15 protein-coding genes are annotated in these 22,752 nt (G+C 59.7%); 8 read left to right on the top strand and 7 right to left on the bottom strand.

The features are described 5' to 3' along the window. The first annotated feature begins 112 nt into the window (after window positions 1–112). Entirely contained in the window at window positions 113–6,481 is a 6,369-nt protein-coding gene (locus AC1RJW_RS26685; RefSeq protein WP_493047599.1) for an SDR family NAD(P)-dependent oxidoreductase, read from the top strand. A 267-nt stretch (window positions 6,482–6,748) separates the two neighbouring features. Continuing rightward, window positions 6,749–7,516, top strand: a complete 768-nt coding sequence (locus tag AC1RJW_RS26680; RefSeq protein ID WP_493047598.1) for a helix-turn-helix transcriptional regulator — start codon at window positions 6,749–6,751, stop codon at window positions 7,514–7,516. A gap of 21 nt (window positions 7,517–7,537) precedes the next feature. On the opposite strand, the gene AC1RJW_RS26675 is transcribed toward AC1RJW_RS26680, so the two are convergent. The 6 genes from AC1RJW_RS26675 to AC1RJW_RS26650 all read right to left on the bottom strand — a co-directional run bounded on the left by AC1RJW_RS26675 (window position 7,538) and on the right by AC1RJW_RS26650 (window position 14,358). Continuing rightward, entirely contained in the window at window positions 7,538–10,069 is a 2,532-nt protein-coding gene (locus tag AC1RJW_RS26675) for a DEAD/DEAH box helicase (protein WP_493047597.1), read from the bottom strand. Between the two features lie 53 nt (window positions 10,070–10,122). Next, window positions 10,123–11,541, bottom strand: coding sequence for a carotenoid oxygenase family protein (locus AC1RJW_RS26670; RefSeq protein ID WP_493047596.1), 1,419 nt, complete (start codon window positions 11,539–11,541; stop codon window positions 10,123–10,125). Window positions 11,542–11,559: 18 nt separating this feature from the next. Then, window positions 11,560–12,378: a 4'-phosphopantetheinyl transferase family protein gene (locus AC1RJW_RS26665; RefSeq protein ID WP_493047595.1), complete on the bottom strand. Its 819-nt coding sequence runs from the start codon at window positions 12,376–12,378 to the stop codon at window positions 11,560–11,562. Then, a complete protein-coding gene (locus tag AC1RJW_RS26660; RefSeq protein ID WP_493047594.1) occupies window positions 12,344–13,312 on the bottom strand; it encodes an acyltransferase domain-containing protein in 969 nt (322 codons plus the stop codon). The genes AC1RJW_RS26665 and AC1RJW_RS26660 overlap by 35 nt, the downstream gene beginning before the upstream one ends. A gap of 2 nt (window positions 13,313–13,314) precedes the next feature. Continuing rightward, on the bottom strand, window positions 13,315–13,650 hold the full coding sequence (locus AC1RJW_RS26655; protein WP_493047593.1) for a hypothetical protein: 336 nt from the start codon (window positions 13,648–13,650) through the stop codon (window positions 13,315–13,317). Window positions 13,651–13,719: 69 nt separating this feature from the next. After that, complete coding sequence (locus AC1RJW_RS26650) at window positions 13,720–14,358, bottom strand: acyl-homoserine-lactone synthase (RefSeq protein ID WP_493047592.1); 639 nt, start codon at window positions 14,356–14,358, stop codon at window positions 13,720–13,722. Between the two features lie 3,128 nt (window positions 14,359–17,486). Between AC1RJW_RS26650 and AC1RJW_RS26645 the strand changes: the two genes are divergently transcribed. Both AC1RJW_RS26645 and AC1RJW_RS26640 read left to right on the top strand, forming a co-directional pair. After that, window positions 17,487–17,750 (top strand): hypothetical protein, encoded by a 264-nt coding sequence (locus AC1RJW_RS26645; protein WP_493047591.1) that lies wholly within the window; start codon window positions 17,487–17,489, stop codon window positions 17,748–17,750. Between the two features lie 11 nt (window positions 17,751–17,761). Further along, window positions 17,762–18,070, top strand: a complete 309-nt coding sequence (locus AC1RJW_RS26640) for a hypothetical protein (protein WP_493047590.1) — start codon at window positions 17,762–17,764, stop codon at window positions 18,068–18,070. Between the two features lie 175 nt (window positions 18,071–18,245). On the opposite strand, the gene gspG is transcribed toward AC1RJW_RS26640, so the two are convergent. Continuing rightward, a complete protein-coding gene (gene gspG, locus AC1RJW_RS26635) occupies window positions 18,246–18,689 on the bottom strand; it encodes a type II secretion system major pseudopilin GspG (RefSeq protein ID WP_493047601.1) in 444 nt (147 codons plus the stop codon). Between the two features lie 660 nt (window positions 18,690–19,349). Between gspG and AC1RJW_RS26630 the strand changes: the two genes are divergently transcribed. The 4 genes from AC1RJW_RS26630 to AC1RJW_RS26615 all read left to right on the top strand — a co-directional run bounded on the left by AC1RJW_RS26630 (window position 19,350) and on the right by AC1RJW_RS26615 (window position 22,626). Then, window positions 19,350–19,910: a hypothetical protein gene (locus tag AC1RJW_RS26630; protein WP_493047589.1), complete on the top strand. Its 561-nt coding sequence runs from the start codon at window positions 19,350–19,352 to the stop codon at window positions 19,908–19,910. A 76-nt stretch (window positions 19,911–19,986) separates the two neighbouring features. Next, entirely contained in the window at window positions 19,987–20,298 is a 312-nt protein-coding gene (locus AC1RJW_RS26625) for a hypothetical protein (RefSeq protein WP_493047588.1), read from the top strand. Window positions 20,299–20,373: 75 nt separating this feature from the next. Next, on the top strand, window positions 20,374–21,390 hold the full coding sequence (locus AC1RJW_RS26620; RefSeq protein WP_493047587.1) for a DUF7146 domain-containing protein: 1,017 nt from the start codon (window positions 20,374–20,376) through the stop codon (window positions 21,388–21,390). 168 nt (window positions 21,391–21,558) lie between these two features. Then, entirely contained in the window at window positions 21,559–22,626 is a 1,068-nt protein-coding gene (locus AC1RJW_RS26615) for a DUF932 domain-containing protein (protein ID WP_493047586.1), read from the top strand. Window positions 22,627–22,752: the final 126 nt, after the last annotated feature.

Raw genomic sequence — 22,752 nt, 5'->3', positions numbered from 1 at the left:
GCCACGCAGGATCAGCCTGCCGTGTTATCCGTTTGCGCGCGAGCGCTACTGGATCGCGCCTTCCTCGCCTTCAGCCCTCTCTGCAGCAACAGCGACCGGATGGCTGCATCCGTTGCTGCAGCGCAATACCTCCGACATGGCTGGTCCCCGTTTCAGCAGCTGTTTCAGCGGCGAGGAATTCTTCCTGGCCGAGCATGTAATCGGTGGGCGGCGCATGATGCCGGCGGCGGCCTACCTGGAAATGGCGCGCGCGGCGCTGGTGCAGGCGGGCGGGACGGAGCATGGCTGGCAGCTGCGCGACGTGCGCTGGCCGCAGCCATTGGTGCTGCGCGAGGGCGAAGCGGCCGAGCTGCACCTGGCCTTGTTCCCGCAGGAAGATGGCACGGTCGGCATCGAGATCTACAGCGACACGGCGGACGGTACCCTGCTGCACGGCGCGGCAACGGGACTACCAGGCGAGCCGGCGGCGCCGGCGCGGTACGATCTGGCCGGCCTGCGCACAGCCTGCGGCGTGGCCGAGCTGTCGGCCAAGCAATGCTATGCGATGCTCGGCGAACTGGGCCTGGAATATGGCGTGTCGCTGCGCGCGCTGCACACGGTACATGTGGGGCAGGGACAGGTGCTGGCGCGGCTGGAACTGCCGGCATCGCAGGCGGCGCAGGCAGCGGGCTACGGCTTGCATCCAAGCCTGCTCGATGCAGCACTGCAGGCACCAATCGGGCTGTCGCCGGGCCAAGCGAACGGCAACGCGCCGCTGCCGTACGGCCTGGAACGCCTCGAAGTGCTGGGCGAGTGCGGTCCCAGCATGTGGGCGCTGGTGCGCACGCGTGCCGACGTGCAGGCAGACGAGCGCGTGCGCAAGCTCGATATCGACCTGTGCGATCCCGATGGCAAGGTCTGCGCGCGGCTAGTCGGCGTGAGCAGACCTGAAGGATCGGCAGCGTTGCCAGTGCCTCATGCCACGCACGACGCCTGTGACATCATGACCTTCACAGAAAGTTGGCAACGGCAGGACCTGCCTACCGCGAATGTCGCCGCAGCCCGCGTGGTAGTGTGTTTTGCATCCGTGCCGTCGCAACAGCGCATCATCAGGGGCACGCTGCGCCAGCTCGCCCCGGGTATCCGCGTGGTGTTTGTCTCGCATACGGGGCAAGGGGCAGGTGAGGACGTCTATGTAGTTACCCTGGGTGAGCGGGCCAGTTACGCCGCTGCTTGCACCGCCATCCGCGATGCCTGCGGCGAAGTCGATGCCCTGCTGTACCTGTGGCCCCTGGAGGCCGCAGCCTTCCTGCATGAACACAGCCCCATCGTGCATGCGCTGCAGGCAATTGCCTCTTCCGAGCTGGTCTGCCGGCGCGTGCTGCTTGCCGCCGCCTATGCCGACGGCGTGGATCGCTGCCATGCCGAATCCTGGATAGGTTATGCGCGTTCGCTGGGCAACGTGCTCCCGCGCACGCACCTCGCCCTCGTGGGCCAGCTGGGGGCCGACGCATTCGATACCGCCGCGTGGTGTCAGCGCCTGTGGGGCGAGTTGGCGCACAGCGCAAATGACAGCGTTCAATATCGGGACGGCGTGCGGCATGTGCTGCAAGTGCAGCCGGCCCACCTCGATGCCACGCTGCCAACACTGCTGAGAAAAAGCTCGACCTACCTGATTACCGGCGGTGGCGGTAGTCTTGGCTACCTGCTGGCGCAACATCTGGCAGCGGCATATGGGGCGAACCTGATCCTCAGCGGACGTTCGGCGCCGGATGCACGCCTGCAAGGCCGCCTGGCCACATTGCAGGCCATGGGCGCGCAGGTCGCGTATGTCCAGGCAGACGTGGCCGACCTGACGCAGATGCAGCAGGGTCTGGCGCATGCACGGGCCCGTTTTGGCCGAATCGACGGCGTCTTTCATGCCGCTGGCCTGGAAGGCAGGACCGCGTTGCCGGACACGACCTTGGAGCAGTTCGAACAGGTGCTGGCGCCCAAGGTGGCCGGGACGCTGGTACTGCACGATATTTTCCAGGACGATGCGCCGGACTTCGTGTGCCATTTCTCGTCTGCCGCGGCCCTGCTCGGCGACTTTGGCTCATGCGACTACGCTGTAGGCAACCGTTTCCAGATGGCACACGCGGCATGGCAGGCGCGCAGTGGCACAGCCTGCAAGGCCGTCGTGGTCAACTGGCCGTTGTGGAAGGACGGCGGCATGGGCAACGCCGATGGTGCAGCGCAACTCTATTTGCAGACCAGCGGCCAGCGCGCGCTGGAAACGGCCGATGGCATGGCGCTGCTGGAACGCCTGCTGGCGCAGCGAACAGGCCAGCATCTGGTACTGTTTGGCAAGCCGGACAGGCTGCTGCGCTTCTTTGAACCTGCTGCGTCGCGCCAGCATGCCGCGGGCAACGCGGATGCCGCTGCGGCCGTCATCGGCGCCGCGGCCGGCCGGCGCAGTGGCATGCGCGGCTTGAGCGTACAGCAGTGCGTCGGCATCGAATTGAAGCGGCTGGCCGGCGAGCTGCTGCTTATCGGCAGCGAGCGCATGACGGGGCAACAAAACCTGGCCGATTTCGGATTTGATTCGGTTAGCCTGGCGCGTTTTGCCGGCACGCTCAGCGCCTATTTCGGCATCGAGCTGCTGCCGACGGTATTTTTTGCTTTCCCAACCCTGGACAAGCTGGCCGCGCATCTTGCGCAAGAACATGCTGCGGCGCTGGCTGTCCTGTATAGGGAAGCTTCCGCCGGTACGCCAGCCGAAGCGTCGCCACAAGCGGCCGCGCCAGCCCCCACATCGGTACCCGCACCCGCTGCGACGCCTGCGCGCAGGCGCCAGGGCTACCGGGCAGCACCTGCCGCGCCTGGCGCTCAGACAGAGGAAGCCATCGCCGTCATCGGCATGAGCGGACGCTTTCCCGGTGCCCGCGATGTGGACGAATTGTGGCAGATTCTAGTGGACGGCAAGGAAGTGCTGCGCGCCGCGCCCGACGACCGTCCCGGTGGTTGGGACGCGGGCAGCCAGCCCTGCGGCTTCGTGCCGGGCGTGAGCGAATTCGACCCCATGTTCTTCGACATTTCACCCAAGGAAGCGCAGGCGATGGACCCGCGCCAGCGCCTGCTGCTGCAGGAAGCATGGAATGCGCTGGAGAATGCAGGCTACGGCCCGGAGCAGATGTGTGGCGGCCGCCTGGGCAGTTTTGTCGGCGTGGAGGAGGGCGACTACCAGCTCCTGGCGCAGGGCGATGCAGGTATCACCTCGAACCACAACGGCATTCTGGCGGCAAGGCTTGCCTACTTCATCAACGCCAGCGGGCCGGCGATGGCCATCAATACCGCTTGCTCCTCAGGCCTGGTCGCGCTGCACCAGGCCTGCCTGAGCTTGCGGGCGGGGGAGTGCGACACGGCGCTGGCCGCGGGTGTCAGCCTGATGCTGACCGACGCGGGACATGCGCGCATGGGGCAGGCAGGCATGTTATCGGCAGATAGCCGCTGCTATGCGTTCGATGAGCGGGCCAACGGCATGGTACCTGGCGAAGCGGTTGCCGTTGTCGTGCTCAAGCGGTTGTCGCAGGCCCAGGCCGATGGCGATCCGATTCATGCCCTCATCCGCGCCAGCGGCATCAATTACGACGGCAAGACGAATGGCATCACCGCGCCTAGCGGCGTGGCGCAGACGGCCCTGCTGCACTCCCTGTACGAGCGCAGCGGCATCGCGCCGGACAGCATCGACTACATCGTGACGCATGGCACGGCCACGCGCCTGGGTGACCCGGTGGAGGTCAATGCCCTGTACGATACGTTCAAATCCTTCACGAACAAAACAGGCTTCTGCGCACTGACATCTGTCAAGCCCAACCTTGGGCATACTTTAGCCGCATCGGGATTGGTCAGCCTGATCAGCCTGATACAGGCGATGCGCCATCACATCATTCCGGCCAGTCTGCATTGCGCCCGCGAAAACAGCTACATTCGCTGGGAGCAGAGCCCGTTCTATGTCAACAAGAGCAACAAGCGCTGGCTGGCAAGCCAAGGACAGGTGCGCCTGGGCGCTGTCAGCGCTTTTGGCATGAGCGGCACGAATGCGCACGTGGTGCTGCAAAGCCATGAGGGGGCACCGCCATCGATGGCGCCGGCGCCGCATCACCTGCTGGTGGTGTCGGCCAAGACGGAAAGCGCGTTGCAGGACAGGCTGCGCGATGTACTCGCCTACCTGGCCGATGTCACGCATGCCGGCCATACCCTGGCCGAGATATGCCATACCCTGCTCGAAGGGCGGCAACATTTCCTGCACCGCTGCGCGCTGGTGGTTGGCGACCGCGACGATGCGCAGGCCGTGCTGGCACGTGCACTCGATGGTGAAAAAACGCCACATATCTTCCATGGCAAGGTGCCACGCGATTTCACGCCGCAGGTCATGCTACAACAGTACGCGGATGAGCTGACCCGGCACGATAGCGCGCTGCATGGCACGCTGAGCCAGTTGCAGGATAGGCTGATGGCGCTGGCGGAGCTGTACTGCCAAGGGTATGCGCTGCATTGGCACAGCCTGTTTGGCCAGCAGCCGCCGCGCCGCATCAGCCTGCCGGGCTATCCGTTTTCCAGGGAGCGCTACTGGGTAGCGCCTGCGCCCGCACAGGCGCCGCAAGCTGAAGCCGAGCGTTCCGCGCTACCGGACTGGAACGAAAGCATGACCTTCGAGGAACTGTGGCAGGAGCAGCCCTGCGCGCCGTCCGCCGGTGTGCAGCTGGGCACCGTGGTCTGCTTTGCGTCGCGGACGGCGGACAGGCAGGCCATTGGCGCGGCGATCCATGCATTGGAGGCGGACGCGCGCGTCGTGTTCGTGGGGCGCGCGCTCCTGCACGATGCCACGGCCTCAGCGCAGGAAGGGCAGTACTGGATCGATACCGCCGACCCGGCCAGCTATGCGCTGGCACTCGAAGCCATCGGCCAGGCGCATGGCAAGATCGGTGCCATGCTGTATCTGTGGAGCCTGGAAGACAACGACTGCCTGCGCGACTACCGGCATGTCGTGTATATCCTGCAAGCGATTGCCTCCACCCGGCTGGAAGTAGCACGCCTGCTGCTGGCCGGCTGCGAGTACACGCCGCTGGACCGCTGCTATGTTGAGTCGTGGATCGGATTTGAACGTTCCATCGGTATCGTCTTGCCGCATACGCAGGTCGCCGCCGTCGCCTTGGACATGGTCGGTCCCGTGGCCGACATGGGGACATGCGTGCCTTTGCTATGGCAGGAGCTACAGGTCGACAAGATGAAAAGCGTCCGCTACGACACCGGCCTGCGCCAAGTGTGTCAGATACGCCCAACGGTGCTGCAGGCGCAGCAGAGCGTGCTCAAGTCAGGCGCCACCTATCTGATCACCGGCGGATTGGGCGGGCTGGGCTATGTTTTTGCCGAGCATCTGATTCGCGCCTACGCGGCAAACATCGTCTTGACGGGACGCGCGCCGCTCGATGAGGCGAAGCGCGAACGCATCGACGCGCTGGAACGACTCGGCGGCAAAGTACTGTACATCCAGGCCGATGTCTGTGACGGCGAGGCGATGCGCACGGGGGTACAGTGCGCGCGCGAAATGTTTTCATCGATTGATGGCGTGATTCACTCTGCCGGCATCGTCAGCGTACAGACCATCGTGCACCAGGATATGGCCGGATTCCAGTCGGTACTCGATTCAAAAATCGACGGCACCCTGGTGCTGGACGATGTGCTGCGGGACGAGCCCCTGGACTTCGTTTGCTATTTTTCGACCGTCTCGGCAATCATGGGCGATATTGGTACATGCGACTATGCGATTGCCAACCGGTTCCAGATGGCGTATGCCGAGTACCGCAACGGCCTGCGTGCGGCAGGGAAACGCCAGGGCCGCGCCATTGTCATCAATTGGCCGTTCTGGAAGGATGGCGGCATGGGGCAAGCGTATGGCGACGCGACTAAGATGTTCCTGATGCTGGGTGGCCAGCGGGCGCTCACCAACACAGAAGGCATCACCATGTTCGAGCGCCTGCTGGCGCAGCCGACGGCTCAGCAAATGGTCATGATGGGACGCAGCGACCGGGTCTATCCATCACTGGGCCTGGCGCATGCGATCGCGCCACCCTTGGCGGCACTGGCCTCGCCCACGGCGCCGACGGCCAGCCGCAGTGCGGCGCTGAGCGGCCTGGACCTGGAACAATGCATCGAATACGATCTGAAGCAGTGCGTCAATCAGTTGCTGGCCTTTCCGGTCGAGCAGTTGGATGTCGAACGGCATTTGGTCGAGTTTGGCTTCGATTCGATCAGTCTTGCTTCCTTCGCCAAGCTGCTGAGCACCCACTACAGTGTCGACATCACACCGATCGTGTTCTTTGGCTTTCCATCGATCGCCAAGCTCACAGGCTATTTGTTGCAGGAACAGCTACCCGTCATGCAAGAGTTTTATGGCGATCCAAGCGCAGGCACGCCTTTAGCAGCCACTGCAGCAGCTGGCCATCCGGCGACGGCCTAGATGCAGTTTGCCTTCCGCCGCTCTTGGCGGAAGGCAGGCTCGCCTGGCATTGAAGGAAATACCAGGTCCGGCCACCCGCACCCGGACGGCCGCAAAGCCGAAGAGGGAGGCGCCTTTCCCCCTTGGAAGGAGGGCTGTTCCTGTTCATTTATTTGTGCAACATCGCTGAATGACGGTGTTAAAATACAAACAACATCAGTCCACAGATAGCCTGCGCCTGCGCTTTCTCACTGATATTTCGTTCACCCATTTCGTTACATCCACTACATGATGAAATTGCGCGATGAAGAGATCCGCTGTGAACGGCCCACTGCAGCTTTCGACAGCTCCGAGCTGCTGTCGAACGTCATGCGCCTCAGCGATTGCGCGACCACCGCCCAGTTGCATGGCGAGTTGCAGCATCTAAGCCGGATACTGGGATTTGATTCCTTTCTGTTCGGTGGGCGTTTTCGTACCTCCGGTAGTGTCAAGATAGAAAAAGTCGAATCCAACTATCATGGGACATGGCGTGCGCGGTATGACCAAAGGGACTACGCGGGTGTCGATCCCACGGTGACCCACTCGCTCACCTCGCTCGTGCCGTTTATCTGGACGGATCAGATGTATGGAAACGCTAGCCAGCAGGCTTTCCGCGAAGAGGCCCATCAATACGGCCTGCTAGCAGGCGTCACTTTCCCGATTCAAAACAAGGATGGCGGCGTTTCCATGCTCAGCCTGTCCCTGTCGAGCAGAAGCGATGATGCACGTGGCCATATCCGGGAAATGCTCATGTGGGGGCCGCTGGTGGCGACCTTGGCCCATGAGGTAATGAGCAAGATCATCAAGAACTGCCAGACGGCCGGTCCACGCCTGACCAAGCGGGAAAACGACGTGTTGCAGTGGATCGCGGCCGGCAAGAGCACCTGGGAAATTTCCAGGGTGCTGGGAATTTCAGAACATGGCGTGATTCATCATGTACGCAATCTGCTGCATAAATTTGATGTCACCAGTCGCCACCAGGCCGTGCTGAAGGCGATCTCCAGCGGTTTGTTATAAGGCCCGGCGACTGACGCGTGCTCAGACGATGGACGCCATGCTAGAGCCGAGGGGCGCCAGCAGGGCATTTAGTTCGGCCGCATTGAATTTTGGCGCCAGCGCCGCGTCGCTACCCAGAATGTCCTCTGTCAGCGCCGATTTGCGTGCCTGCAATTCCAGTATGCGTTCTTCGATGCTGCCTTCAACCACCAACTTATAGACGAAAACAGGCTGATCCTGGCCGATGCGGTAGGCGCGCGCAATGGCCTGTTCTTCCACAGCAGGGTTCCACCACGGATCGAGCATGATCACGGTATCGGCCGCCGTCAGGTTCAGGCCCACGCCGCCCACTTTCAGGCTGACCAGCAAGATTGGCACCGTCTTGCCCTGGAAACGGGCCACCAGGGCGCCGCGCTGGGCTGGCGGCGTTTTTCCCGTCAGTGACAGCCAGGCCAGCTGCAACGCGTCCAATTCTTTTTCGACCAGGGACAGCATTTCCGTAAACTGCGAAAATATCAGGATACGGCGTCCTTCCGCCACCAGATTGGGCAGCATGTCGCGCAGCATTTCCACCTTGGCCCTTTCGGTGGCCTTGGGGGGCACCTCGCCTTTGAGCAGCAAGGGATCGCAGCAGACCTGGCGCAACTTGAGCAAGGCATCCATGATGCGGATCTGCGATCCGGTAAAGCCGCGGCGCTGCAGCACGCTGCGCACCTGCTTGTCGGCGGCGACGCGCACGCTCTCATACAGGTCGCGCTGGCGTCCTTCCAGGCGCAGCAGCTTTACAACCTCGGTCTTGGGCGGTAACTCAGTGGCGACGTTGTCCTTGCGCCGGCGTAGGATGAATGGCCGGATGCGCTGTGCGAGCAAGGCTGCGCGCAGCGTTTCGCCGTTCTCTTCAATGGGCTTGCGCCACAGGCGGGCAAAGCTGCGCGCATCACCCAGGAAGCCTGGCATCAGGAAGTTAAATTGCGTCCATAATTCACCCAGGTGGTTTTCCATCGGCGTGCCGGTCATGCACAGGCGATGGCGGGCCTGGATGCGGCGTACTGCGCTGGCGCTGCGCCCGGCCGCATTTTTCACTGTCTGCGCTTCGTCCAGGATCAGCAGGTGAAAAGGCTGCGGCGCCAGCACGTCAAGATCACGCCACAACAACGGATAGGTCGTCAGGATGACGTCATGTTGCACGATGCGCGCAAAGTCCTCGGCCCGTTTCGCCCCCTGCAGGGCCAATACCCGCAGGCTGGGCGCCATCCGTTGGATTTCGGCTTGCCAGTTGAATACCAGTGAAGTGGGCAGTACCACCAACGCAGGCAAGTCCAGGCGGCCAGCCTGCTGTTCCACCAACAGATGCGCGACCACCTGTGCCGTCTTGCCCAGCCCCATGTCGTCAGCAAGGATGCCAGCCAGCCGGTGTTCGCGCAGGTACTGGAGCCAGGCCAGGCCATGCAATTGGTATGGCCGCAGGGTAATGCCCATGCCCGCAGGCTGGGCGACGGTCTGCGGCGCGCCGCTACCGCGCAGGCGCTGGGCCAACGCGCGCAGGTCCTCGCCGCCCTGTAGTTGCAGGCTACCTTGCGCACCGCCGCAGGCGGCATCTGCATGCAGCAGCTCTACGCCCAGCTCGTCGAGGCGCTGCGCATCCCATGGCGACAGGCGCAGCGCACCCGGCTTGCGTTTGGGATCCGTAAGCAGGTCGAGCATGGCCGTGACAATGGCCTTGAGCGGTGCCGCCAGCGCATCGATGCGCTTGCCGCCGGGTGCGCGTAGGGAGATGCGGGCATGGGCATCGATGGCGGCGATCTGTTTGCGATCCAGCCAGCGCTGGTCGCGGCGCAGCAGGTCGGCGAGCATTGGCGCAAGATCAAAGGATTCACCGTCGATATCCACGCCCAGTGTCAGCAGCCACCATTCAGCCTTGCCTGGACCACTGCCGCCGGCCAGGCTCGCACTGCGCTCGTGCAGACGTGCAGCCACTTCGCGCCCCAGCACTTCGCCACTTTCAGGATCGACGATGAGACGCCAGGCTTCCACGGGCACGCTTTCATGCGCAAAGCCAGGATGCACGACGATATTCCAGCCTTTGGCCTGCAGCTGGGGCAGGTTGTCCGCCCAAAAATCACCAAATAATTCTTCTTGCAGCAACGACCACCATTGCATGGCCGGCGCCATTCCACCGGCACGCCATTGCAGCGCGTCTTCGGGTAGCGGATGCATGCCCAGATTACGGATCTGTTCCAGCGCATCGGTTTCGGCATGCACGTTGCGGCGCATGAGCAGCCACTCGCCCTGCGGATCAAGCAGTTCCTGCGTCAAATCGGACTCACTGGCGTACAACGATGTTGGGGCGGGCGTTTCCCAGCGCATGCCATCAGGCGTGGCATAGGTCCAATCGATCTGTGCCACCGTCACATTGCTGCCGCGGGGCGAAAACAGGCCGGCCGGACGCAGGCCCAGCAAACCATCGCCGCGGCTCAAGGTACGCAGACTCAAGCGTGGCCGGAAGCGGCCCAGCGTTTCGCGCTGCACGATGGAGACGTGGCGCACTGGCGCCGTCGGTGCAATATCATTCATACTCTCTCTCAATTCGTCTTGCATTCATATAGGCGTGGGCCTGGGCCGCACTGTCAGGCAGTGGGAGGAGGATCCGCCCGCCAATTGCCGTGAAACCCAAACGGTACGCGGCATGGCAACACCGCCGTCGCCAGCGGACCGTCAGCCAGGTTTTCCGCGTCCAGTATCAACAATTCGCTACGCTGGTCACGCGCGCGCCAGGCCACGGCCAGCAGCCAGCCACGGCCTTCCGGCGCATCGGGGCCCCCTGGCGCAAAGACAGGTTCGGAAATGACGTCGCCATCGGGCAGCGTATACAGCGTACGGTTACCGCTATGCAAGTCAATCCGCGCCAAGGAACCGAACAGCAGGTTCTGATACGGATCGCGCGTCAGCGCGTCCGCATGGCAGGCATAGAAACCAGCACGATGGGGCATGGTCGCGTAACGATCATCGAAGCGTGGAAATTCGGCGGCAAGGTCATCGATATAATGGCGTTGGATCTTTCCGGTAGACAGGTCGATACGCCACCGGCATAGCCGCGCCACCATCCGCGCCGGGTCGCCCATGCGGCCACGCGTATCTGCCCAGCCGGGCGCGACCTCCGATTGCATCGCATGGGCCACGATGCAATCGCCATCTTCCCAGGCATTCATGAAATGAAAAACATGGCAATCCTCGGTTTCCAGCCAGCGCATGCTGCGCTGCGTGCCATCGCGGCGCATGATGCCCACATACGAGCCCTTGCCTGGCTCCCAGGCGAACATTGGCTGGCCTTGCATGGCGCGCGTCATACTGGCCGTGAGCGGCATCACCGGATAGAGCGCGAAATGTTCAGTCAGCAGGAAGTCATGCACCATGCTCGCATAGGGAGCGCGGAAGGTTTCCAGCCGTGTCATCCGGCAATCGGGATCAAGTACACCGGCCAGCATGTCCGGCTGGCCAGCGCCATCGGCGGCATAGGCAAAGAAGTGCAGGGCGCCGCTGCGCGGATCGGTACGCGGGTGGGCCGTAAACGGAGCGTGCAGCCTCCCCCCAAAATCCTGGTGCCCTTTCGATGCCAGGGAGTTGGCATCGAGTTCGAAGGGCTGATGGGACTCTTCCAACGCGAACAGGCGCCGGCCATGCCATATCACGTTGGTGTTTGCTGTACCACTGCACAGGCCCGCGGTTACGGGATGGCTAGTCAGGGGATTGCCGAAGGTACCGAACAGCGCTTGTCCCGCAGCATGTTCCATGCGCCATTTCGGCGTGCGCATCCAGCGATTGCGGTACGCCACGCGTCCATCGCGGATGTCAAATGCGTGCAGCATGCCATCCCCCGCAAACCAATGATAGTCGGCGTCGCGGGGAGGGTATTGGGGATTTGGTCCGACACGGCACAACGTGCCTGACAGGCCCGCTGGCAGCCGGCCTGTCAGGCGCAGGCCGGTGATGTTCGTTTCGCTCATGACTGGGGCGAAATTGCCCTGCAGGTAAGGATTGCTATGCATGCTCAAGCGCCGCCGGTATCAGAAAGAGGTTGTCGCGCAGATATCCTCCGACACCTGCTCTTCCACCAACGGAATAATCCGCTTGTGCGTCAGCTGTTGCGGCTGTGGCGTGCTCGCTGGTGCGCACACCGCGATCAGGCCGGCCGCTTGCCGCCACTGCCAGAAGCGCCAGCGCGTGGCCCTGTCACCCAGTGCGGGCTGCATGTGCATGGCGATATGGCCACCGACACCGAAGTCAAAACTGAACTGATCCAGCGGAATCGACATGCCCATGCCGCGCGCCTTGATGTAGGCTTCCTTCAATGTCCAGTAACGGTAAAAACGTTCAGCCCGGAGGTGAGCTGGACTGGCCGCCAACGCGAGCGCTTCCTCAGCACAGAAATAGCGCGCCACCGTGTCCATGGACGGCGGGCGCCCAGTCAGGCATTCCGTGTCTATGCCCAGCGCGTGGTCGCAGCTGACGCACAGGACCACCAACTGGCCGCTATGACTGAGATTGAATGCGATCCTTGCCGCCTGTCCCCCGTCATTGGCGACGGCAGGCTTGCCATAAGCATTGCAAGAAAAGCGCCACTGCGCGGGCGAGACAGGCGCGTAACGTGACAGCACGGTGCGCAGCAGCACCCGCGTCACCAGATAGCGGTGCTGGTCGGCAGGAAAATGGAAGCGCCTCGCCTGGCTCTTTTCCGTTTCCGTCAATAAATACCAGTAACGCTGCAGCAGCGCAGGCTGGTGCATATCGTCCAAATGGGCGCACCAGACATCGATACGGGCGAGATCCAGTGTGAGCAGTGTGCCGATATCAGGCCCCTTGCACCAGCGGTGCAGTGACGCCAAGCGCGGCCAGGTGCCGCACTTCACCGCCGAAGGGCGACATCAGCGCCTGCGCGATCGACTTGGAGCCCGGCTTGAGAGTGTATTTCAGGAATGTTGCCAGTGTTCCCGCCGGTCCCAGGTCGAGATAACGATAAGGCGCACTTTTTTCCAGTTCGGCAATGGTGTCCTGGAAGCGGATCGGTTTCCTGGCTACTTCCCAGAAATAGTTTGCCGACAGCAGCGTCAGGACGCGGGCGTGGGCGCAGCATGCCATGGGAATTTTCGCGGGTCTCTGAGGCAATGCGGCCAGCCCGCGTTCGATGCAGGGCTGGGCCGCATCGATCCAGCGCGAATGAAAAGCGAACGACACCGGCAGCGCCTGGAACGTCAGTTGGCGTTCCCGCAGCACGGCCTCGATGGCGGCCATGCTGCCGCGCTGTGCCGCTATCACGAAATGGCTGTCGAAATTAATGGAGGCGATCTCGAATTCCTCGCGCAGATCCTCCAGTACGCGGGTGTTGGGCGTGCTCAGGATGGCGATCATGCCGCCCGGCAGGCAGTGCTGTTCCAGCGCATGTGCTTGCATCATCACCGCTTTGAGCGCATCTTCCACGCCGATGCATCCCGAAATGGCCGCTGCCGCCGCTGTGCCCAAACTGACGCCCAGCGTCAGATCCGGCACAATTCCCTGTTCCATCACAGCTTGTGCAAGTGCATACTCGACCATGAAAATGGCTGGATGGGTCAGCAGCGTCCTGTCAAAGGATTCCCCCTTGCCGCGCCGCTCGTCGTACAGGATATCAAGCACGCCCTGCCCGCTGCTGTCACGCACGAACTGATCCATATCCTGCATCCAGCGGCGAAACGTGGCATTGTGCTCATATAAGCTCTTGCCCATATGGAAATAGTGAGATCCCTGTCCTGAGAACATGAAAACGGTGGGGACTGACGGCATGGCTATCCTATCGGGGAGGCGGCGTCGTACGCCTTGACATCAAGGGCGGCATCGCCGCCGCAAAGCAATTCAAAACCGAGCCAGCGGTAGTAACTGCGCCAGAAGCAAACGGCATCCTCGGCTTCGCTGCGGGTGGGGTAGTCCTCGATGACAAACAGGTCGGATTCGCTACGCCGCCGCATCTCCGCAATCCAGAGGGCCAGGCCGCTACTGCCGCTGCGTGCAAGGCTACGCAGAATCTCTTCCTTGTATTCGTCGGGCCGGCAGTCGCACAGGCCGATGTACGACAATTGCTCGGCGGCATGGCCGGCGCCGAATACGTAATAGCGGGAATCCATTATCTTGCCTCCGTCATCTGCGTAGTCGCGGCGCCTGACACCTGAGAAACCGCAGCAGCGCGCAGCTGTTCAGTCATAAATTTTGATCGCCATGCCAGGCTGGCACGCGGGAGCGAGATACTTGTCGTCACGCTGGGCAAGGGCATTGACCAAGGCTGCTTCCGTGGCATGGCTGGCCTCTATCCACAGCGCTACCGCGCGCGCCACCCCCATCGGCACCACGGGTCCCAAGCGACGTGGCGCCATGTTGGCATGCTTGAGCATGCGCTCCATTGCCGGCGTGGTGACCGTTACCAGATGGTTGATGCCATACTTGCGGGCTAGGCGGACGACATGCAGCATCATCTGCATTGGCAGCAAACTCAGACCAAATGTGGCACAGTCCTGTTTACGCACAGCAAAGCGGCTCAGTTCCCAAATATCGTCGCCGCAGGGCGCATCGCCGTCGAGCAGCACAGGAAACACGTCGCGCAGCATGTTCGGTCCTGTCGTTGGCAGCATCCGCCAGCAGCCTTGCAAGGTATTGCCGTCCTTGGCCAGCATGTACAGGGGATTAAGCTGGTCGTATTCGTCAAACTCCATACCATCCTGCGTGTGGACATCCCATCCCAGCCGCTCACGAAACATAGAGTGACGTAATCGAAACATTTCCTGTTCGTCCGAGTTTGAAAGAAAGATACTGCCTCTTTTAATCGCTACGATATCCATGGTGAACGCTCCTGTATGTCAGGCTTGAATATAGAATGATCGCCAAGACATCGTAACTACATGCTCATGTAGGATCCGCGCACAAAATGCCCTTCCTGAAAAGTTCAGATTCATATTGATTGAATTATTAAAAAGATAATTCGTGTTGACGTGGCGAACGTATTTTCCATTGATATACGAAAAATGGGAACGATCTTTTACGGAGAGAAACCAGATAGATGAAAATATCCCTCCTGAAAAAATAGGAAGATCGTATTGCCTACAGAAAAACAGTGATCTGCGCTACCATGTCATGGCCCCGTACAATGTCCGAGACAATCTCTCATTGACTGTCTCGACGTCCAATTGGCCTTCCTTGAGGATCATGGTTAACATCAATGAACTGCATGGATGGACGCTCATCGAGCGGTTCAGGCGCAATCCTTCCCGCATGGCCTGCAGAGGAAAGGATCATCCGCGAACGCAAGCGCTGCCAAGTGAGTCACTTGTGTCAACGACTCCACTGTAGAAAACGCTCACCAAGCATCAAAGATGGCATGACCGGTTTTTGAAACTCATCCCTAGTGGCTGGCAATTACCTCACCAAAGCTATCTTTCTTGCTGCGATATTTGTATCTACCATAAACTCATTGACAACATCAGAGCCGTGCTTGTTTCTTCAGAGCTTACTCTTCGGTGGATATAGTATGTTCCATCAGGCAACAAGATTATTGTTATCGAAGTATAGTCGAATATCTACCATGCACCGCTGGCACTATTCGTGATACGTGTAGGCCATATACACTGCGAGGAAGAGACTGTACAAACCCCAGATCACAAATCTGCGCTCATAAAACAATCGATTTCCAGAAAACCATGCAAGTGAAGGGCCGGCAACTTTCGGACAAGCAATGAATGATTCGCTCTCAAAAGAAAATAATCCTTGCTACTTTCTTGAAATACCATGTTACTTGGAAAATGGGAGGCAGTTACCCTTGCATGTTCGGATTTGCAGATTCGAAGCGGAAGTGGAATCAATACAGCTCTTTTCCGCAAAAAAATTTCTGATCGATGATCGTCAAAGAGGCACCGCCAAGACGTGAAGGGGCATCGGTGACGCTTCGTCCGGTTGATCTCGCGATTGCCTCCGAAACGATTGGCATCCTCCCAATCCAACAGGACGGTAAGGATGTCAAGAAAACTCCAGGCAGAAAATTGAACGCACTTTTGCAGTAAAAACGCTACCGCAGGATACTGATCCAGAGGCAGGCTTGCGCCTTGTCCTAAGCGCATTGGTGCATGCGGTGAACGAGAGCGCCTTACTGATCCACACGGCCAGCTTGCTGACCACCACTGCAAACTGCATCCCCCTCGAAGATGCACACCGAGTTTAACTGACACATGTGCGGACCCGCGCACGTTGGCATTTCCTCAAATCGCTGGCACGCGACGGCAGACGTTCCACACTTTTCGCCACGGCACTTCTGCTCGATGCAGGGCCGACACCTATCGTACTGCATGCCATCAGTGCCTTCGCGAGCGACATGGCCAACGCAAAAAAAGCAGCACAGCTACGCACGCTTCCTGATGCACGGATATGGCGATCGGAGCAGCCAATGCCTGCGCTTCCCTGCCACCACACCGGCCGACGCTCAACGCTATCCTCAACGTAGCGTCATACCGAAGCCGTTCGCATAGGCTTTGGCACAGGACGACATTCTCACATGCGTGCAGTGCCTAAGGCCTCTCTCTCAGTCAGGGGGCTTTTCGTCGAACTTAGCGCTTGCCCTCGCTTGAATTGCACTGCGTCTGGTGCAAGAATAGACATGCATATGTTGAGAATCGCTCTCAAATTGCTCCGGTCCTTGCCCATCGCGGACTTGTCACTGGATCCTGCTGCACCGCTGCGGCAGGCGTAGCGGTCGTTACCCGCCACTCTCATCGGCGCTTCTGGCGCCGATACGTTGCACTTGCAACTGTGAACTGGCCATACATCTACTGGCCAGATTCTTCACTTGGATAGCTGCCACAGATACTGGAAAGTCCTGCACTGGAAAAACCATGTATTGAGGTGCTTGTGTCTGCGGCAGGTATCTGCCGCATCATCGTTGTCTACTTATTTTTTCGTTCGCTTGCGGGGTTCCCGAAAACCCCGCCTGGGGCTCGGGAGACTCCATCTTTTCTGGAGAACTATCATGTCCCAACGATACGATCTACTGCATCACGACCGTTCAATCTGCATTCTCCTTGGCGGTTCCGGCATTCTCCCTGCATGCAAGGAGCAAGCTAGTCTGAGCGCGATCCCGCGAGGTCCAGCACTGACGATAGGCATTCAGCAGAGTCCAGCCAAGGCGCGCCTGCTTTCAAGTTGGCCGCAGATGCCGCATACCTGCCGGCTCCTGTGCCCTGCACGGCCCAGGCTCTCCTGGTACACCATGGCACTCGCGTCTCTTTTCCATGTATCGGTCAGTAAGCTGCCGCAATGGGCTGCGCGCAGTCATCCATGCGTCAACCTGGCAAATAAACAGGGAGGCTGAGATGAGTACCATGGTATTTGGCAACGGTGTCGAACCTGGCGGCATGGAACTGGACGACGAACGCTATCAAGGAGAGTGTCCTGGGTGCGGTCATGAATGGGCACGCTACCGTTACTGGGAAAATGCCGACTCCGGGTCAATCAATCAGTACTGGAGCATTGACTGTCCCGCCTGCGGTTACTGCTCCCCCTATGGGGAGGAGTAGTCAGTCCGATGGCGACACCCGCCATTCGCTGGCGAGCTGCAGTCAAACCCTGCCTGTGCAGTAGGCCATCACAGCAGGCAGTACTGCTTGCAGCCAGTGGCCAATGTCAATTGGCTAGTGCATCTCACGCCTATGCTGCCGGATAACTCCCGGCGGGCGTGGCATGCGGTCATCGCAGATATCGGCCGCATGGCACGCAATCCGTAGCAGCCTCCCTATTCGAGCCTGCCGCTGGGCTTCCTGCGGCGCCAGGCCACGCTGACAAGGTAGTCCGTGTGCGCATGGTACAGCGATGGAGCGCGATTTCACATAGTCACAACCATGCGGTGAGCGGAAACCACTCACGGCCGCATGGCTGAAACACATGATTCAGCAACCACCCCACAACCCAGAGCACGGAGGAGGACATGAAACACCATTTTTCACCTTTCAATGGAGTGCATGCGCTGAGCACTGCCAGTTCGGCTGGCGAGCCTGCCGCATTGATTGAACAGCTGGAGGCGCTGCTTCCAGGTACGCGCGTCATGACCCGGGATGGCGCGCGTTTCATTCGGACAAACAGAACGTGTTTTTGTTTCTGCGACCTGGCGACGGGGCACCTGTGCTCGGCAAAAGATCTTTGCTACCTGCACGGAGGGGCGCTGCACGACGGCACAAAGCGTATGCATTAAGGAGTAATAAAATGGATGAGGTTCTGAGTATTACCATCAGATTGATTTATCAAGACTATTGCCGCGCACTGGACATGCAATACCATCCTCAGCACCGGCATGAACGCATGAGTGTATTGCTCTTCCGCGCTGAAGAAATCGGCTATGACGACTACGCGCGCGGCAATAACCAGGTACCACGCCTCTTTAATTGCCAGATTGAACTGCGCGATGCCTGGCTGATGGGATTTGCGGAGGCAGCCATTCGCGACAGCGTGAATCAGCTAAGAGCATCTTCGCAGCCGAGCCGGCAGTCCCGTGAAGCTGACGGACCAGGATAGTAAGCAGGTACTGTTTCCGAGCCATGCCGAGGCTGGCAATATGTCTATTGAGTGCGAAGTCATGCAGAAGCGTCCCCATTGTTCTGGGGACGCTACCGGGATCGCGGCCGGATGGCCGCGCCGGCTTCCTTGACGGAGATGATGCTGAGCCGCCAGGCGAAGCCTGCCGGCAGTCCTATTGGGAACTAATGTCGGCGCTCTCGCCACTACCGCCGGGCTGGCCATCCTTGCCCATGGAGACGATGTCGTACTCGCCTTTGGTGCCTGGCGAGCGGTATTGGTAGGCGTGCCCCCATGGATCCAATGGCACATTCTTTTTCAGATAAGGGCCATTCCAGCGTGTGCCTGCGCTTGGCGGCGCGAGGAGCAATGCCGCCAAGCCTTCTTCTGTTGTGGGATAGCGTCCCACATCCAGGCGATAGGTATCCAGAGATTTTTCAAATGCTTCGATCTGCGCCTTGGCTACTGTCACCTCCGACTTGCCCAGCTGGGCGAAGTATTTCGGACCGACATACGCTGCCAGCAAGCCGATGATCACGATAACGACCAATAATTCGAGCAATGTAAAGCCACCCACGCCGCGCAACAGCGCCAAGTTCTTCCTTCGTATTCCGTGCATTGATTCCTCATTCATTGTTTGCCGATTGTTGCTACCTGCTCTAAATGCAGCTATGCGCCAATTGTATCTCTGCAGTCCTGCCTCCGGATGTATTTCGTTATCTGGCTTCTTCTCGTTTCGCTGACTTGAGGACCACTTCGCCAGGTCGGAGGAGTCGTGAATGGCAGGTTCCCATGACGCAGTTCACGCCATAGGTGGTCATTATCGAGAAGGAAGCGGTCCCGCTTGATGTATCGCCTTCATAGCGATATAAGGCACGATCGATATTGTCCACGTGATGGGTGCCGTTGTCGTCGTGCCGCATTTGACTTCACCATCGGCGTGTCCTACATTGAGAGATAATTCAGCAGCAGCTGGCCCTGCAAGCATCGGCGAGCCACCATAGTTGCGCGCAGCACCGTCACTTTGCCTATCGATGGCTGTCGCGTCACCACTGTCCTCCTGTCGCCATCCTTTCCATCTTGAGACCTTTCGTCGCGCCGCATCGCTGCTTCATGCGCCGCGTCAAAAGGTTTGTAGGACGGTAGCTGGCAGCCCGTCATTGCGGTTCGTGCCGCATCTTAAGCCAGTCTTGTCATTGCCGGCTCCGCCGGTATTCTTTCACCCCCAGGGACAAACAATCCCGGGGGATTGATTGCCCCTGCTCCATGGGAGGCAATCATGCATAGCACATTTAACCATTCCGGCCTGACACCCGAATCAGGCCGAAGCCTGCCCCAACCAGACATGTTTCAGATCGACAAAGGTAGTCAAGGCGATCTGAGTAGCCAGGCATTACTGCAATCCATTGATGCTGCGCCAGATGTCCTATGGGACGAGCAAGCTGTGGTCAACCTTCACTGGCTGCTCCTGACGAAAATCGACGGGCTTCGCGATCCACTTGCACCACTGGAAGAGAAGTTTGAGCTGCTACGATGGATCTTTACCGATCCTGAACACGACCGGATGCCGTTTTCCTTTGCCAGCTGCCTGGAAGTGGTGGGAGCGAGTCCGCTTTCTCCGACTGCCTACTTCGGCAAGCTCAGCGCTGACGACATTCGCGGCTGGATTCTCAGCCATTTGAAGGCATGGTTCAGCGCTTCGCTGCACCACTATCCGGCCTGGATACAGTCCGAAATCCTGCACCACCCCGACTGGGTCGCACACCAGCTGGAGAAAAATCCGCAATGGATCAACCAGCAGATCAAGCAATCTGCCGTCCAGACCGATCTGTTTTCCTGAAGCGTCGGCATGCTTCAGCAATCCGGCTCCGCCGCACCAACCACCATTATCACCCGTCATTTCAAAGGAGATCAACGTGAAAAATTCATTCAACCATGTCGCCGGTCCCCGTGGCCGCATGCTCCGCGTCACAGCGATGGCGGATCTGTCGTATCTCGTCAAAGAAAGGGAAGTGGTATACGGCCGGCCAGGTCGGTATTTCTTTGTAGGGAAGCGCCGGAACCTGGCATTTGTGATCCATGCCGAAGGCAATGGCTTCGAGATCAGGAGAGCGGATAGTCATGCTGCGAACGAAGTGCACTACGTGACGGACCAGCAAGCAGCCGAAACCGTCATCGGCAGCGCACTGCGCGACGGCAAGCTGTTCACGCCAAGGCTCGCCGATTAACCGATTTTCATCCACAAGCGGGGTGCAGACCCCGCCGGTCGCGCTTCGCTGCTGGGGTGCTGACCAATGGAGGAGATGATGAGGAAAGAGGAATTTGACGAAAGAATGCGCAGGATGCTACCGCTGGCACATGGCCGGTGGACGTCCATCCTGGCGCAATGCGGCGTCGACGAGCGGCTGTTAAATCACCGCAATGGCCCGTGTCCCATCAATGGCTGTGGCGGTAGAGATCGCTTTCAATACACCGATAAGTTTGGTGAAGGGAACTATTTTTGCCGGCACTGCGGTGCCGGTGGCGGTTTCAAGCTGCTGCAGCATTGGCTGCGAATCAGCGCCGGCGAGACGCTGCGCACCGTCGAACGCGTGCTCAACGTGCTTCCCGAGCAAGCCCCCGGAGAAGCACTTCAGCGCGCGGTCCATGATACCCGGCGAAGCCGGAACAAAGTCTGGAACGAGACCATACCGATCCGTACGGGAGACGATGTCGACCGCTACCTGGCCAATCGCGGCATCGCCCTGGAACACTATCCGGCGACGCTGCGTTTACACCCAGCACTGCCGTATTTTGTGCGAGAAGGTGCGGCAGGCAAGTATGTGCATGTGGCTGATTTTCCGGCCATGGTGGCTTGCCTGCAGGGGAAGGATGGCGGCATCGTGGCGTTACATCGCACGTACTTGAAAAATGGCGCGAAGGCCCCCGTCGAGGAACCGAAAAAGCTGCTGGGAGAGGCGTGGTTTGGTTCGGCCGTCCGTCTGGGAGAGCCTACGACTGAATTGTCGGTGTCGGAAGGCATCGAGAATGGCATTGCGGTGCTCAAACGCACCGGACCACCCGTCTGGCCTGCGCTAACGGCCGGTAACCTGGAGCATGTCTGGATCCCGGATTCGGTCACCAAGCTCAGAATTTACGCCGACAACGATGCGGATCGCTGCTTTGATGGCCAGGCATCGGCCTACTTCCTGGCACGGCGCTTGAAAAAGACACGCCGTACGACGCCCATCGACGTGGAGGTGTTTGTTCCCAAAGCACCAGGATCAGACTGGACAAATGTGTTTGCAGCGACATTGTGCTGCACGAGCAAGGCGGCCTGATCCTCCGACAGGAATCGCGAGGTATCACGTCTGCTGATGGCGCCACCGGCAATACCGGGTGGCGCATGGACGCAGCACGATGCGTCCAGGTAATTGACTACTTTCTATTTTCACCCTGCGGGGATGTTCCCGCCCGGGTGCATCTCCGCTTTTTTTTAGGAGATCATCATGAGAGAAGGCCGCACCCTGAAAAATCTGGCTGTTGAGCTTGAACGTCAGCTGGCCAGCAAGAAAGACCTGATCGTACCGTCGATGAAGATGCGCTTGTCCACCAGTATGACAGGGCAGTGCACTTTAATGATTGACGAATCCGACGGTCCGCGCGAATACCCTGTCAATGCATTCGCCTTGCGCCAGATTGCAGATAAACATGCGATCCCGCATGGCTACTTTGAACGCATGCGCCAGGAAAAGCCCGTGCTGCTCGACCGGAACGTGAATACCTGGCTGCACGCGCAACCCCAGATCAACCGGCTGGTACGCACGCTCGATGGCAGGGCCCGTGCGTTCCTGACCGACCGCTATCGCCGCATCGACCACTGGGACTTGGCGAACTACATTCTGCCCATCCTCGACCGGCTGCCCGGCGCCCGCTTCGAATCGCTGGAACTGACGGAGTCGCGGTTGTACCTGAAAGTGGTGACCAGCAAGGTCTGCTGCGAGGTCGCCCCTGGCGACGTGATACAGGCAGGCGTCGTGGTGAGCAATTCGGAAATAGGCAGCGCCAAATTGCGTGTCGAACCACTCATCTATCGCCTGGTGTGCAAGAACGGCCTGATTGCCGCAGACCGTTCGATGCGCAAGACGCACCTGGGACGCAAGATGATCAGCGATGAGGATCATGTGATCGTATTTCAGGACGACACCTTGAAGGCCGACGATCATGCCTTGTTCCTGAAGGTACGGGACATGGTCGAAGCCGCAGTATCGGCAGCGACCTTTCAGATGATCTCCGCCAAAATGCAGAAGACCATGGGCATCAAATTGACGGGAGACCCTGTCAGATCGGTGGAGGTATTGGCGAACCGCTTTGCCCTGAACGACGAAGAGCGGGGCGGGGTATTGCGTTATTTGGTTGAAGGCGGCGCGTTGTCCGGTTATGGACTTGTCAACGCCGTAACGGGCTACTCGCAAGAAATTGCCGACTATGACCGCGCCACGGCATTCGAGGAATTCGGCGGACATATGCTCGATTTCGAATCCTCCGAGTGGAAAACCATTGCGGCTGCAGCTTAGCCGAACCTATCTGCGCGATGACAATTTTTCTTGTTATCGCGCAGTACTCTCTTCCCGCTGCAAGGAAGCACACGTCCTGTTTGTCTGCAAACAGCCAGGATAAACCATGGTAGCGGCCCCCGAGGT

The sequence above is a fragment of the Janthinobacterium sp. GW822-FHT07A03 genome, assembly GCF_058798815.1.
This window is presented reverse-complemented; position numbering and strand designations above follow the sequence as displayed.